Consider the following 13,507-nt stretch of genomic DNA (forward strand, 5'->3'; position numbering starts at 1 on the left):
AGTTTCAGCGTGGGCACGGTCCATTGTGGGAGCTGGCTTGCCAGCGATGGTCGTTAACGATAACGCGTGTTAACGGGATAAACGCGGCGTACTTGAGTCCATCGCCAGCAGTTCCCGGGAATGCGTGAAGAACCTTTTTGTCCGAGGGCCAATGTTGTCCGCTCATCCCTTGGTTCGGGGAGGGGGAGGGCAGCACGGTCGGCCGCGAACCTGCCGCTCATCGCCAAGGCATAAAATAAGCTTTGACATCATTGGGGCTTTGGATGAATATTCATTTATCGCATGCGATCTAGTCGAATGCGACAACAAATGCAGACAACCCTTGCCGTTTGGAGATTCAGCCATGAACACCGGAAGCCGCCGCACCCTGTTGATCGCTACCGCTCAAGCTTCCCATGGCCATAACGGCAACAACTGGATCGTTGCACACGCCAATTGAGGAACGTTGTCTTTTTGAATGCCACAAATATCGTATGCGATACAATCGCACGAACTTTAAACCCTGAGGGAATCCCCATGAGCAAAATCGAAAAAGTACTGGCTACCGGCAAAACCCACACCACCCGCAGCAATGTCGGCGGTCAAAACGGCAACCTCGATATCGTCCTGTCGTCACCGGGTTCGACCCAGCCAGCCCACGTCTTTGCCGCCACACAGCCGCATCCGAAAGCCGAGCAACTGTTCGCCGGGGCCTGGTCGGCCTGCTACACCGCAGCAGTGGGGCTGGTGGCACAGGAACGCAATATCGTTTTGCCGGCGGACATGGCCGTCGACATTGAAGTGGACCTGGGCCAGACTGGTCCGGCCTACTTCCTTCAGGCCCGACTGACCCTGCGCGTGCCAGGGCTGGCACAGGATGTCGCGACCGAACTGGCGCACATCGCCGACTCCATCTGCCCTTACTCCAAAGCGACACGCGGCAATATCGATGTTGCCCTGAACGTGATCACGGCGTGACGCGCGGACGCATCACTAATATCGCATACGATGCAAGCGCATACGAATTTAACTGATTGTAATCCTGAGGGAATCATCATGAGCAAGATCGAAAAAGTACTGGCCAGCGGCAAAACCCACACCACCCATAACAGCGCGGGCACTACGTCGCGCGGTCATAACGGCAACCTCGACATCGTGCTGTCGTCCCCCGGCAGCGACACACCGGCACACGTGCTGACCGCCGTCCAGCCGCACCCGAAAGCCGAGCAACTGTTCGCCGGAGCGTGGTCGGCCTGCTACATCGCAGCGGTGGGGCTGGCCGCCCAACAAATGAAGGTGACACTGCCGACCGACACGGCCGTCGACATTGAAGTCGATCTGGGCCAGACCGGCGCGGCCTACTTCCTCCAGGCCCGACTGACCTTGCGCGTGCCGGGGCTGGAGCATGGGGTGGCGACCGAACTGGCCCACAACGCCGATGCCATCTGCCCGTACTCCAAGGCCACACGCGGCAACATTGATGTCGACATCAATGTCTTGACGGCCTGACCCGCAGCACGGCCGGCTCAACGGGGATGTTCCCGGTGAGCCGGCCGTCGGTGTTTATACGCACTTCCGATATCATCGCGTACGACGTATAGTTTAGTCTCGCAAGACTGCCCCCTGAGAACGTCCATGAAAAACACCGACAAGACATCCGCCCTGGATCTGAAACTCTCCGACTTCCTGTGTTTTGCCGTCTATTCCACCAACCTGGCCTTCGGCAAGGCCTACAAGCCGATGCTCGAACGGCTCGGCCTGACCTACACGCAATACATCACCCTGGTCGCGCTGTGGGAAGAAGACAATCAGACCGTCGGCAGCCTTGGCGAAAAGCTGTTTCTGGAATCCAACACCCTCACGCCGATTCTGAAGAAGCTCGAGGCGATGGGTTATCTGCTGCGCCAGCGCGATCCGGAAGACGAACGCCAGGTGCGGATCAATCTGACAAAAGAGGGCCGAACACTGCGTGAAGGCTTGCGCGAAGACGGCTTCCCGCAAACCGGCCTCGATCCCGACGACTTCGTGCAAATGCAGAAGGCCATCGTGAAGTTACGGGGCAATCTCATCCGGACGACGAAAGACAGGGACTAAGGGGTATCGACTCAAGGAGGTGAGTGCCCCCCGATTTCGGTGTAAGCGTCCCCACAAACGGGGCGCTATTCCCCAGCGGCATTCACGCCAGTATCAGCACGGCATTTCAACTTTCGACGAATGTTTGCAGGGGCATTCCGGTTCTCGCACATATTTTGTTACTTCAATGGCAGGGTAATTGCTGAATGAGCTTGTCCCGTTCATGAAAGGTCCGCGTCGGCAAGCTGTGGAGCTGTAAGTACCCCATTGAGTGATTGCATGTAACCATCGGTTTGCATCACGAAATACCCCTGGCGACTCAATAGAAGTACTGCAGTCATCCTCTGCGAACCGTCCAGAGGAAATGCTATGAGCCACTCCAGATCAACGTGTGCACAGTTAGCGCTGCATGGGCTATCGGCCTTGATTGTTCTATGGACGATCAGCGCCGGGTCTTACATGGCAATGTTCAACGTACCGCCAGGCGTCAAGCTGGCTATTGTCGACTTGAACATTTCCCTGGCGACATTGTTCATACCATTGTTTCTGGCGCTCAAGCCTCTGGCTCGCCGTATTTTGTTCTTTCTGGCCTGCCTGCTGACGGTGACGCTGGTGGCGGCCGACGAACCCCAGAGCAATAACAATCAGGGCAATGACAATCAGAGCAATGAGAAGTGGCTGGAGCCGGCACGCTCCCGGCTCATGCATGTGAATGGCGGGATGCCGTTCTTCCCGCACCGGGCCAATACCACCGGTAACCTGGTCTTGAATGTGAAGGACTTCGACAATGCCCAGGTCTGTGGCGCTTGTCATACGGAGATCTACAAGCAGTGGCGCTCGTCGATGATGTCCCAGGCCTGGGATGAACCCATCTATCGGGCCTTGCTCAAGCGTGCGAGTTCGGCCACCGAGGGCAAGGTCGATAACTTCTGCACCGGTTGCCATACACCGATCGGTCTCACGACCGGGCAGATCACCTCGCAAGTCAACCGCTCCTCGGTTGAAGACAGCGCGAAGAACACTCCGATGCCCGGGGTCGATTGCGAAACCTGCCACAACATCAGTGCCCGCACGGGCCTGGACAACGGCGCCTATGTTCTGAGCCCCCGGGCGCACGGTAAACCGACCAAGTTCGGCCCGCGCAAAGACGCCGTCTCGCCTTATCACGACACGGTGTACTCGGCTTTGCACACCCGCTCGGACTTTTGCGGCACCTGCCACAACGTCACGCACCCGTTCAGCAGCGTGGCGGTGGAGCGCACCTATGACGAATGGCAGGAGAGCACCTACAGCCTTAACGATATCACCTGCCAGAGCTGCCACATGCCGGGTTTCAAGGGCAAGGCCGCGATCATGGGGCCGGATCGCGAGGAGGTTGCCTCGCATTGGTTCAGCGGGGCCAACGCGATGATGCTCAACCATCTCGGTCAGGATGAGGGCGCACAACGGGCTCGCAACATGCTCGCGCGCGCGGGGGAAATAACCTTCGAGCAATTGCCGGCGGCGATCGTTGCCGGGCAATACACCTCGGTCGCCGTCAAGGTTTCCAATGTCGGCGCAGGGCACAAGCTGCCGACCGGCTTTCCGGAGGGCCGGGAGATGTGGATCGATTTCCGCGTGCAGGATGCCACGGGGCGCGAGATCTACCGGCTGGGCTCGATCAAGGACGGCAAGACCGAAGTCAACACGCGAAATTTCAAGGTGCACATAGGCGACAAGGACGGCAACCCGCTGGACGTCGAGGTCTGGAATGCCACGCAAATTCTCTCGGACAACCGCATTCTGCCCAAGGGCTACGATATCGGGGAGTTCTCCTTCCTGGTGCCGGCCGACGCCGTCGGCCCGCTGACCCTGACGGCCGACCTGAACTACTGGCCGTTTTCACAGAAGCTGGCTGACTACTTGCTCGGCAAGGACAAGGTGCAGGTGGAAATCACCCGGATGGGCAACGTCACGCAGAGCGTACCCCTGTCGACCAGCCTGCCGGTTGCCGGGGCGGATACGGCGCACTTTTAACCGCGCAGCGTCGGCGGCCCGGGAGACCGTAGGAGCAGCCGGTCGACGCTCGATTGCTGGCGATGGACTCAAGTGCGCTGCGTTCATCCAGGTCACACGCGTTATCGTTAACGACCATCGCAGCCTGCGGCAGCTCCTACAGGGTATCGGGTGCGTCTGTAGGAGCTGCCGAAGGCTGCGATCTTTTGATCTTAAGCGATTCCGAAACCGCTAAAAGATCGCAGGCCGCGCTTTTTTGCTTTGCTCGCGCAGCAGGCCCCTGAAGAGAACCGTTTTGTCACCTTCAGACTTCGTTAAGAATTGTTTTTGATACTGCTCCCCAATTGATCCGGGGAGATGTTTTTCAATGTCCGATTTCAACTGGAACGTTCAGTTGCCCTTGCGCTTTGGCTTGACCGAAGCACAGCAGATGCATCTTGTCAGGGCCTTGCCGGACGCCCCGCAAAGGTGTGTCTTCGAAGCCTTTATCCAGCAACGGTTTCGCAGGGCCCATGGCGCCGATGTACGCCACTTCATGCCGGAGCTGTTTGGCATGAGCGATGCGTCCGGCACGCTTTGCGCTGTGGTTGGCGTGCGTCTGGCGAGCAGTGGACCGCTGTTTCTTGAAGGTTATCTGGACGAGGCGATCGATCCACTGATCAGTGCCGCGGCCGACCACACCGTAAGCCGCTCAGCCATCGTCGAGGTCGGCAACCTGGCTGCCAGCGACACCGGCAGCGCGCGGATGAGCATCATCGCCATGACCTACCTGCTGGCCATGGGGGGACTGGAATGGGTCGCCTTCACCGGAAACCTGGGCCTGGTCAATAGCTTTCATCGCCTTGGCTTGAAGCCCGTGTCCCTGTGTGCTGCCGATCCGGCGCGCCTGGGCGACGACCGCCATGCCTGGGGCAGCTACTACGAAAGCAAACCCTGGGTTCATTTCGGCAATATCCGCTCCGGGTTCATTCATTTGCGCAACATCGGCCTGTTCAGTCGCCTGGGCTTGCCGACCTCCATTGAAGGGGCCTGCCATGTCGCCTGAAATGGAGCATTTCCAACAGACCCTGCGTAATCATGCTGAGCAAAAAGCCAACGCCCTTGCCTTGTGGGACGACCATCGCAAGCTCGACTACGCCACGCTCTATGCCGAGGTCATTTTTCGTCAGCAGCGCCTGCGCGATGAAGAGGTCAGGGTGCTCGCCCTGGCCCTGGACAATGGTATCGAAGCCCTGCTGTGGGACCTGGCCGCACTGTTCGAGGGTTTGACCTGCGTGGCCTTGCCGCCTTTTTTCAGTCCGGCGCAACGCCAGCATTGCCTGGAGCAAAGCCAGGCCGAACACGTCATCGCCGAACCGTCATTGCAGGAAGAGCTGCAGGCCGCTGGATATCAGAAGGGCGGCGAGTTCTGGCACCGCACGTTCAGTGGCCCGAACCGGATGCCTGAAGGCACCGCGAAGTTGACCTTCACCTCGGGCACCACAGGCACACCCAAGGGCGTGTGCTTGAGTGCCGACAGCATTCTGCGGGTCGCTCGCGAGCTGGACCTGGCCAGCGAACCCACCGACCCGCAACACCATCTGGCGCTGCTGCCGCTGGCCATTTTGCTGGAGAACATCGGTTGTTACGCCGCGCTGTATGCCGGGGCCACCTTGAGCCTGCCCAGCCAGAAAACCCTGGGGATTGCAGGCGCCAGCGGTGTGGAAGTGCCGAAACTGTTGGGTTGCCTGGCCAGCCGGTCCCCCCAGAGCCTGGTTCTGGTGCCGCAGTTGTTGCTGATGCTGGTCGGTGCTGCCGAGCAGAAGGCTTTCGACCCACAGCACCTGCGTTTTGCCGCCGTGGGCGGTGCCCGGGTCAGTGAAGATCTACTGCATCGCGCTGAACGCGTGCGCATACCTGTCTATGAAGGTTACGGGCTGTCCGAGTGCGCATCGGTGGTGTGCCTCAATCGCCCGCAAGCTCGGCGCCCCGGCAGTGTCGGACGGCCATTGCCCCATGTGGAGATTCGCCTGGCGGATGACGGAGAAGTGCTGATCAAGGGGTCAACCTTGCTGGGCTATCTGGGAGAGGCGCTGCACACCGACCAGTGGTGGCCCAGCGGCGATCTTGGCGAGTTCGACGCCGAAGGTTTTCTCTATCTCAAGGGACGCAAGAAGCATCAGTTCGTGACCAGTTTCGGGCGCAACGTGAACCCCGAATGGGTGGAAGCCGAATTGACCCAGCGCGGGCCTATTGCCCAGGCCTTCGTCTATGGCGAGGCGATGCCCCACAACCATGCGCTGCTGTGGCCGCATCGCCCGGATTGTACCGACGAACAACTGGCCGCCGCCGTGTCCCAGGCCAACGAGGCCTTGCCCGAGTACGCCCAGGTCCGCCATTGGAGTCGGCTCGACCAACCCTTCACTGCCACCAACGGTTTGCTTACCGCCAATGGCCGGCCCCGCCGTGACGCCATCATCGAGCGCTACCGGACGCAATTGACCGAATCTGCATTTTCCGAGGAATCCGCACCATGAGTTTTTTTGACACCTTGCAACAAGCCACTGAGCAAGAACGCAATGAGCTGTTCAACCTGCCGATCATCCGTGATGCGCTGCAGGGCGACGTCAGCCTGGAAAGTTACCGGGCCTTTCTGGCACAGGCCTATTACCACGTGCGCCATACCGTGCCGTTGATGATGGCCTGCGGTGCGCGCCTGCCTTCGCGCCTGGAATGGCTGCGCAAGGCGGTCTGTGAATACATCGAGGACGAATACGGCCACGAACAATGGGTTCTCAATGACATTCAAGCCTGCGGCGGCGACAGGGACGCTGTACGGGACGGGCGCCCGTCATTGCCGATCGAATTGATGGTCAGCTTCCTCTACGACCTGATTGCCCGGGACAACCCGGTGGGACTGTTCGGCATGGTCAACGTGCTTGAAGGCACGAGCATCGCCTTGGCGACCCACGCCGCCGGCAGTATTCGCCAGCGCCTGGACTTGCCGGAGAGCGCTTTCAGCTATCTCAGTTCCCACGGTTCGCTGGATATCGAACACATGCAGACCTACCGTCGACTGATGGACACCCTGGATGACCCGCACGACCAGGCCGCCGTCATTCATGCCTCCAAAGTGGTGTACCGGCTCTACGCCGATATGTTTCGTGGCTTGCCGCGTAACGGGGAGAACCTGCATGCGCCTGTCTGAAGCCCGCGTCGTGTTGACCGGTGCCAGTGGCGGCATCGGCCTGGCCATCGCCACTGCACTGTGCGCCAGTGGTGCCCAGGTGCTGGCCGTGGCTCGTCATCGGGAGCCCCTGGTGCCGCTGCTTGAACTATATCCCGATAATTTGTGTTGGGTCCGTGCAGACCTGACATTGCTGTCCGACCGCCGCGAGGTGCTGGCGCGGGCCCAGGGCATCGGCGGCATCAACCTGCTGATCAATGCCGCCGGGGTCAACCATTTCGCCATGCTCGAACAGCTCGACGACAGTGAGATCAATTCGATGCTCGCGGTGAACATCAGTGCACCGATATGCCTGACAAAACTGATGTTGCCACTGCTCAAGCAAGCCGACAGTGCCATGGTGGTGAACGTCGGATCGACCTATGGCTCCATTGGCTACCCCGGCTACGCCAGTTACTGCGCCACCAAGTTTGCCCTGCGCGGGTTCTCCGAAGCCCTGCGCCGAGAGCTGGCGGACACACGGGTCAGTGTGCTTTACGTCGCCCCGCGAGCGACCCGTACCGGCATGAACAGCCCGGCAGCCCAAGCGCTCAATGATGCGCTCAAGGCCAATGTCGACGATCCGCAAACCGTGGCGGCGGCGGTGATTCACGCCATTGCCGGTGACCGTCGCGACTTGTACCTGGGCTGGCCCGAGCGTTTTTTTGTACGCCTGAACAGCTTCCTGCCCCATCTGGTGGACCGTGGGTTGCGCAAGCAATTGCCACTGATCCGCCGCCTGAGCCAGAAACCCGACCAGGAGAATCTCGAACCATGAAAAAGATCATCGCTTGCCTGCTGCTGGGCGCATTGAGCCAGAGTGTCTGGGCGCTGGATGCTGCCGACCAGCAGCGTCTCAACGGTATCCAGCAAAGCTGGGCGCACATTCAGTACGAGTTGCCGGAGGGACAACGCACTGCGGCTTTTGAAAAGCTGGCCGCCCAGGCTTCGAGCTTCAAGCAGGAGCGCCAAACGGTGGCGGAGGCGTGGATCTGGTCCGGCATCGTCACCAGTAGCTGGGCGGGCGCCCAGGGCGGGCTGGGTGCGCTGAGCAAGGTCAAGGATGCCAAGGCCGATCTGGAAAAAGCCCTGGCCCTGGACCCCAAGGCCCTGCAAGGCTCAGCCTATACCAGTCTGGGGGCCCTGTATGACCGCGTACCGGGCTGGCCCATCGGTTTCGGTGATTCGGACAAGGCCGAGCAGTTGCTCAAGCTGGCATTGCAAATAAACCCCAACGGCATCGACAGCCTGTACTTCTGGGGCGATCACCTCTACCGTCAGAAGCGGTATGTCGAAGCTAGGGCAGCGTTGCAAAAAGCCTTGCAGGCTGCGCCCCGACCTGGCCGCGAGAGCGCTGATGCCGGGCGCCGCAAGGAGATCGAAGCGCTGCTGGTGGACGTGAACAAGAAACTCGGCTGACAGGAGACCCTGTGCGTTTATTACTTGTAGAGGATGACATGGCGCTCGGCGAGGGCATTCATCAGGCCCTGCGCCGTGAAGGTTATACCGTCGACTGGTTGCAGGACGGCAACAGTGCCTTGCACTCGCTGCTCAGTGAAATCTTCGATCTGGCGGTGCTCGACCTTGGCCTGCCACGCATGGACGGTCTCGAAGTGCTCAGGCGCTTGCGTGACAGCGGCTCCAACCTGCCGGTGTTGATCCTGACGGCGCGCGATGCCACCGAAGACCGCATCGCCGGCCTGGATGCCGGCGCCGATGACTACCTGATCAAGCCTTTCGACCTGGCAGAATTGAAGGCGCGCCTGCGTGCGTTGCTTCGGCGCAGCGCCGGGCGCGGGCAATCGCTGATCGAGCACGCGGGTATCAGCCTGAACCCCGGCACCCAGCAAGTCAGCTACAAAGGCGAACCGGTGGCCCTGACACCCAAGGAATACCAGTTGCTCCACGAACTGCTCTCGCCACCGGGCCGGGTAATGACTCGCGATCATCTGATGCAGTTGCTGTACGGCTGGAGCGAGGAGGCCGAAAGCAACACGCTGGAAGTGCACATCCATCACCTGCGCAAGAAACTCTCCACCGACCTGATTCGCACCGTCCGCGGTATCGGTTATCTGGTGGAGGAGCGTCGATGACCTCGATCCGGCGTCGCACCCTGACCCTGATCATTGGCCTGATGCTCGCAGGTCTGACAGTGATCAGCGTGCTGAACCTGCACGACAGCAACCATGAAATCGCCGAAGTCTATGATGCCCAACTGGCCCAGAACGCTCGCCTGCTGCAAGGCGTCATGCGTATGCCGATGGTGAGCAAGGATCACGCAGATCTATACAAGGCTTTCAACCAGGCCCTGAACGAGGCGACGCCCGGGGCCGACGGGCATCCGTACGAAACGAAAATTGCGTTTCAGGTCTGGAATGCCAGGAATGAAGTGCTGGTACATACCGCCAGTTCTCCGTCCTTCAGCCAACCCCCGGTCACACCAGGCTTCAGCGATGTCGTCGACCTGAACAACCGGCATTGGCGGGCCTTCCTGCTTGAAGACAAGCAGAACAAACTGCGGATCTGGGTGGGCGAACGGGACGATGTGCGAATGGACCTGGTGGACCGCATCGTACGCCACACCTTGTGGCCTAACATTCTGGGGAGCTTGATACTGGCCGCCATGCTCTGGCTGGCCATCGGTTGGGGATTGAAACCGCTGGTCAACATGGCTGCAACACTGCGGGCGAGGCATCCCGGTTCACTCGAACCCCTGCAATTGACTCCGCTGCCTACGGAGCTTGAGCCGATGCAGGCGGCCCTTAACCGTATGCTTGCGCAGATTCAGGAAGTCATGGGACGTGAGCGACGTTTTATCGCCGATGCCGCCCACGAAATGCGCACCCCCCTGGCCGTGCTCAGGGTGCATGCGCAGAACCTGATGGAAGCGGGGAGCGAAGGGGAGCGTCGTGCGTCGCTTGAGCACTTGATTGCCGGAGTGGACCGTACCAGCCGACTGGTCAATCAATTGCTCACGATGGCCCGTATCGAGCCTAAAGCAGGCGCGCAACCGCCTGTGCCCGTCGATCTGGCAGCCACGGTTCGCGACAGCCTTGTCCAAATGACGCCCTGGTTGTTGAGCAAGGACCTTGAACTGGTTTTCGATGTCAGCGACAACATCGGCCTTGTGAGGGTCGACCCTGCGGCCATCGACATTGCCTTGAACAACCTGGTCACCAACGCGGCGAACTTCTCCCCCCGGCACGGAGTGATCACGGTAAAACTGGTCGAAAAGAGCAAGGGCTACGAACTGTCTGTCGAAGATGAGGGGCCGGGTATCGATGAGCAGGATCGTGATCGGCTTTTCGAGCGTTTCTACAGTCGCGCAAATGATCAGGGGGCAGGGTTGGGGCTGACCATCGTCAAGGCCATTGCGGTTCGCCTGGGTGGACAGATCAAACTGGAGAACCGCATCACTGGCGGGTTACGCGCCACGTTGGAAATTTGTCGCGTTTGACGTCGGGCCTGGTTATGCCGGGTGCTGTGGTCGCCTGTACCCAAGTATTGCAGGGCGACTGCTGGTCGGATTGAAGACGGATCCGGATTTCATGAAGGCCTCTATTTTTTTATAGGCTAAAACACATTAAAAACAAAGACTTGGACTATAAATGTAAAGTGTTTTGCAAGACTTTCTGCTCGTTCAGGTTCTGATTGCATCCGACCTAAGTCTGATATCCGGACGCCTGGAGCCCGGTACATACGACTGATGACCGGCGGCTTCTCGGGTTCCCTGCTATTAATCAATGTGTATCCGAATGCTTATTCTTGCGGGAGCGTCTCATGAGTCCATTCATTCGCATCGGCATTGCCGACGATCACCCGATGTTGCGTGAAGGCGTGGCCAATACGTTGAGAAAACGGGCGGATCTTCAGGTCGTGGAGCAAGGTTCCAATGCGCAGGATGCCATGGATATTGCGCAGAAGGAGCGTCCGGACGTGATGTTGATGGACGTCAATATGCCGGGCGACGTGTTCGCCGCGGTGCGGTTCATTTCCACACAGCTGTCGGATGTGAGGGTGCTGATGCTGACGGTTTCGGAGTCCGAAGATGATGCCTTCCTGGCACTGGAGGCCGGCGCGCGCGGGTATGTGTTGAAAGGTGTCAGCGGGCCGGAACTGGTCCTGGCGATCAGGACGGTTGCCAAGGGTGAGTCGTATATCACCCCCGAGTTTGCCAACAAACTGCTGAGCAACATCAACAAGCACGAAGCGGAAACCCGTAAGTTCGATCTGACCCACCGCGAGGAGGAGGTCATTCGTGAAGTGTCCAAGGGTCTGACCAACAGGGAAGTGGCGCAAAAGCTGTTGATCAGCGAAAAAACCGTCAAGCACCACATGGGCTGCGTGATGCAGAAGCTGAACGCGCGAAATCGAGTCGAAGCGGTCACGGCTCTGCGCCATTACCGGGAGCGTGAAGCGATCGGGCACCTTCATATCGGCGCGGCGAAAGCGCCAATGGATGCCGAAGCGGCGCCTGACTAGAGTTTGAACTGGGCATTGACCGACGTACCCGCGTCGCAGGAGTCGATGCTGAACAACCCGCCCAGGGATTCGACGCGATAACGCAAACCGGCAAGACCCAATCGGGTCCTGCCGGATTTCTCGAGCTGCATCGCGTCCGCCGCCATGCCTGGACCACTGTCCCTGACGCTGATGTTCAATACCCCATCGATGTACTTCGCCAGGATGACCTGGCCCTCGCCGTTGGCGTGCCGGTAAGCGTTGTTGAGGGCTTCTTGCACAAACCGGTACAAACAGAGTTTGAGCGGCAATGGCGCGGCCTTCGGTAGCTGCCCCAGGGTCAATGTGACCTTGGTGCCAGTGCGTTGCTCGTGCCGTTGCGCCACCAGTTGCAACTCTTCCACCAGGCTCACGTCGTTGATTTCCGGAAGTGCCAGGCCGCGTGATAAATCGCGGACCTCACGCAATGCGTCGGTGGCGGCGGCACGGATGGTTTCCAGCGATTCCTGATCGACCTCCGTGCAGTTTTCGGCCAGGTCGTCGAGCCGGATCAGAATCAAGGTCAATAGCTGCGCGGGCCCATCGTGCAGGTCTGCGCCAATGCGCCTCAAGGTGAGTTCGTTGACTCGGGAAAACTCCTGGGTAGCCGTTGCCATCTTGTGCTGGAGTTCAGCATTGCTGATGTGCAAACGGGTTTGTTCGACCAGCCGCAAGTGCAGTGCCACCTGCTGTTGCTGGATAATCTTGTCGCCGCGTCGCACGATGAAGAAAAGCAGGGTCAGCATGGCCAGTGTCGCGGCGCCGACGCCCCCCCACACCTCTTCCCGGACCCGATTGATCTCGCGCCTGAGGCTGTCGGCCTTTTCATAGAATTCGCCCACCGCGATGATTTTCCCGGAGCGCGAATCCCGCAGGGGGGCGTAGATTTCATAGAGCGGGACGTTGAGCTGGCGCTCGAACACGTTCTCATCCTGGGTCAGTTCCTGAAGATCGGTAACCACTTTGCCTTTGAGTGCCTCGGTGATCTCATCCAGCGGGAATTGAACGTTGGTGATGTCTTTGTTCGTGCTGTAGACCACCGTGCCATCCGCTCGCCAGATCTTGATCGAGACAATGTGCTGTTTCAGCGAACGACTTTCCGTGAGGCGGTCCAGGGCCTGGACACTTGCAGCCGATAGGGTGTTGTCCTGGCTCAACTCCTGCACAAAGGGCTCCAGAAACGTATCCATGTACTGAGCGCCTGCTTCTGCTGCGCTATGTACCGCGGCACTTTCGATGCGCACGCTCACCAGATTGCCGACGAAAAACATGGTCAGCCCCAGGATCACCGCAGCGGCAATGACAAACTGGGTCGAGTGACTCAGCTTGCGCGCCCGGCCCCTGATCCATATACGCCAGAGGCCATTGCGATGCACATCGCCAACAGGGGCTGGTTCGCCCAGCACCTCGGCTTGCTGCGCGGTGAACGTCTGGTTTTCGGATTCCGCTTTTGCATTTTTTGCCATAGGTCCGGTTCCCTGATCATCGAGACAGGTCGGTTGCAAACCCGGCAGTTCAACGCCCATCTGGAGATTGACGCCAAGCCCATGACTGACAGTAGATCACTGCATGACGATCCGACAGCTTCACGGGTGGATAACCCGCCATATCTGATGCTGGCGTCGGTGCGGCGGTTACCGCCGCAGGGCGTTGCGTTGCTTGTGGGAGCTGGCTTGCCAGCGATGGTCGTTAACGATTACGCGGGTGAACTGGATAAACGCGGCGTACTTGAGTCCATCGCCAGCAGGCTGGCTC

Annotated in this window: 13 protein-coding genes; 12 read left to right on the forward strand and 1 reads right to left on the reverse strand. The window is 59.5% G+C overall.

Annotation, left to right across the window (positions count from 1 at the left end; all coding sequences use genetic code 11):
• The first annotated feature begins 516 nt into the window (after window positions 1–516).
• The 12 genes from PMI26_RS04080 to PMI26_RS04025 all read left to right on the forward strand — a co-directional run bounded on the left by PMI26_RS04080 (window position 517) and on the right by PMI26_RS04025 (window position 11,734).
• Window positions 517–957 carry an Ohr family peroxiredoxin gene (locus PMI26_RS04080; RefSeq protein WP_007979153.1) on the forward strand — a complete coding sequence of 147 codons (441 nt, stop codon included), beginning with the start codon at window positions 517–519 and terminating at the stop codon, window positions 955–957.
• A 78-nt stretch (window positions 958–1,035) separates the two neighbouring features.
• Entirely contained in the window at window positions 1,036–1,488 is a 453-nt protein-coding gene (locus PMI26_RS04075; RefSeq protein WP_007979154.1) for an Ohr family peroxiredoxin, read from the forward strand.
• Window positions 1,489–1,614: 126 nt separating this feature from the next.
• On the forward strand, window positions 1,615–2,073 hold the full coding sequence (locus PMI26_RS04070; protein WP_007979155.1) for a MarR family winged helix-turn-helix transcriptional regulator: 459 nt from the start codon (window positions 1,615–1,617) through the stop codon (window positions 2,071–2,073).
• Between the two features lie 348 nt (window positions 2,074–2,421).
• Window positions 2,422–4,068 (forward strand): multiheme c-type cytochrome, encoded by a 1,647-nt coding sequence (locus PMI26_RS04065; RefSeq protein WP_007979156.1) that lies wholly within the window; start codon window positions 2,422–2,424, stop codon window positions 4,066–4,068.
• A 346-nt stretch (window positions 4,069–4,414) separates the two neighbouring features.
• Window positions 4,415–5,092, forward strand: coding sequence for a thermostable hemolysin (locus tag PMI26_RS04060; RefSeq protein WP_007979158.1), 678 nt, complete (start codon window positions 4,415–4,417; stop codon window positions 5,090–5,092).
• The gene (locus PMI26_RS04055; RefSeq protein WP_007979160.1) at window positions 5,082–6,563 is read left to right on the forward strand and encodes an AMP-binding protein; all 1,482 of its coding nucleotides are present in this window, start codon (window positions 5,082–5,084) and stop codon (window positions 6,561–6,563) included. The genes PMI26_RS04060 and PMI26_RS04055 overlap by 11 nt, the downstream gene beginning before the upstream one ends.
• Window positions 6,560–7,234: a TenA family transcriptional regulator gene (locus PMI26_RS04050; RefSeq protein WP_007979163.1), complete on the forward strand. Its 675-nt coding sequence runs from the start codon at window positions 6,560–6,562 to the stop codon at window positions 7,232–7,234. The genes PMI26_RS04055 and PMI26_RS04050 overlap by 4 nt, the downstream gene beginning before the upstream one ends.
• The gene (locus PMI26_RS04045) at window positions 7,221–8,030 is read left to right on the forward strand and encodes an SDR family oxidoreductase (protein ID WP_007979165.1); all 810 of its coding nucleotides are present in this window, start codon (window positions 7,221–7,223) and stop codon (window positions 8,028–8,030) included. The genes PMI26_RS04050 and PMI26_RS04045 overlap by 14 nt, the downstream gene beginning before the upstream one ends.
• The gene (locus PMI26_RS04040) at window positions 8,027–8,671 is read left to right on the forward strand and encodes a tetratricopeptide repeat protein (RefSeq protein ID WP_007979168.1); all 645 of its coding nucleotides are present in this window, start codon (window positions 8,027–8,029) and stop codon (window positions 8,669–8,671) included. The genes PMI26_RS04045 and PMI26_RS04040 overlap by 4 nt, the downstream gene beginning before the upstream one ends.
• A gap of 11 nt (window positions 8,672–8,682) precedes the next feature.
• Entirely contained in the window at window positions 8,683–9,345 is a 663-nt protein-coding gene (locus PMI26_RS04035; RefSeq protein ID WP_033048300.1) for a response regulator, read from the forward strand.
• Complete coding sequence (locus PMI26_RS04030; protein WP_007979173.1) at window positions 9,342–10,709, forward strand: sensor histidine kinase; 1,368 nt, start codon at window positions 9,342–9,344, stop codon at window positions 10,707–10,709. Before PMI26_RS04035 ends, PMI26_RS04030 begins: the two co-directional genes overlap by 4 nt.
• A gap of 323 nt (window positions 10,710–11,032) precedes the next feature.
• Window positions 11,033–11,734 (forward strand): response regulator, encoded by a 702-nt coding sequence (locus PMI26_RS04025; protein ID WP_007979175.1) that lies wholly within the window; start codon window positions 11,033–11,035, stop codon window positions 11,732–11,734.
• Here the strand turns inward: PMI26_RS04025 and PMI26_RS04020 are convergent.
• Window positions 11,731–13,218 (reverse strand): sensor histidine kinase, encoded by a 1,488-nt coding sequence (locus PMI26_RS04020; protein WP_007979177.1) that lies wholly within the window; start codon window positions 13,216–13,218, stop codon window positions 11,731–11,733. The two genes, PMI26_RS04025 and PMI26_RS04020, sit on opposite strands and share 4 nt — an antisense overlap.
• Window positions 13,219–13,507: the final 289 nt, after the last annotated feature.

Origin of the sequence: Pseudomonas sp. GM33 (assembly GCF_000282295.1) — a bacterium.
In the GTDB taxonomy this organism is placed as follows: domain Bacteria; phylum Pseudomonadota; class Gammaproteobacteria; order Pseudomonadales; family Pseudomonadaceae; genus Aquipseudomonas; species Aquipseudomonas laurylsulfatiphila.

Coding starts and splice junctions, on each gene's coding strand:
- PMI26_RS04080 (WP_007979153.1), top strand. CDS start 517: ATGAGCAAAATCGAAAAAGTACTGGCTACCGGCAAAACCCACACCACC.
- PMI26_RS04075 (WP_007979154.1), top strand. CDS start 1,036: ATGAGCAAGATCGAAAAAGTACTGGCCAGCGGCAAAACCCACACCACC.
- PMI26_RS04070 (WP_007979155.1), top strand. CDS start 1,615: ATGAAAAACACCGACAAGACATCCGCCCTGGATCTGAAACTCTCCGAC.
- PMI26_RS04065 (WP_007979156.1), top strand. CDS start 2,422: ATGAGCCACTCCAGATCAACGTGTGCACAGTTAGCGCTGCATGGGCTA.
- PMI26_RS04060 (WP_007979158.1), top strand. CDS start 4,415: ATGTCCGATTTCAACTGGAACGTTCAGTTGCCCTTGCGCTTTGGCTTG.
- PMI26_RS04055 (WP_007979160.1), top strand. CDS start 5,082: ATGTCGCCTGAAATGGAGCATTTCCAACAGACCCTGCGTAATCATGCT.
- PMI26_RS04050 (WP_007979163.1), top strand. CDS start 6,560: ATGAGTTTTTTTGACACCTTGCAACAAGCCACTGAGCAAGAACGCAAT.
- PMI26_RS04045 (WP_007979165.1), top strand. CDS start 7,221: ATGCGCCTGTCTGAAGCCCGCGTCGTGTTGACCGGTGCCAGTGGCGGC.
- PMI26_RS04040 (WP_007979168.1), top strand. CDS start 8,027: ATGAAAAAGATCATCGCTTGCCTGCTGCTGGGCGCATTGAGCCAGAGT.
- PMI26_RS04030 (WP_007979173.1), top strand. CDS start 9,342: ATGACCTCGATCCGGCGTCGCACCCTGACCCTGATCATTGGCCTGATG.
- PMI26_RS04025 (WP_007979175.1), top strand. CDS start 11,033: ATGAGTCCATTCATTCGCATCGGCATTGCCGACGATCACCCGATGTTG.
- PMI26_RS04020 (WP_007979177.1), bottom strand. CDS start 13,218: ATGGCAAAAAATGCAAAAGCGGAATCCGAAAACCAGACGTTCACCGCG.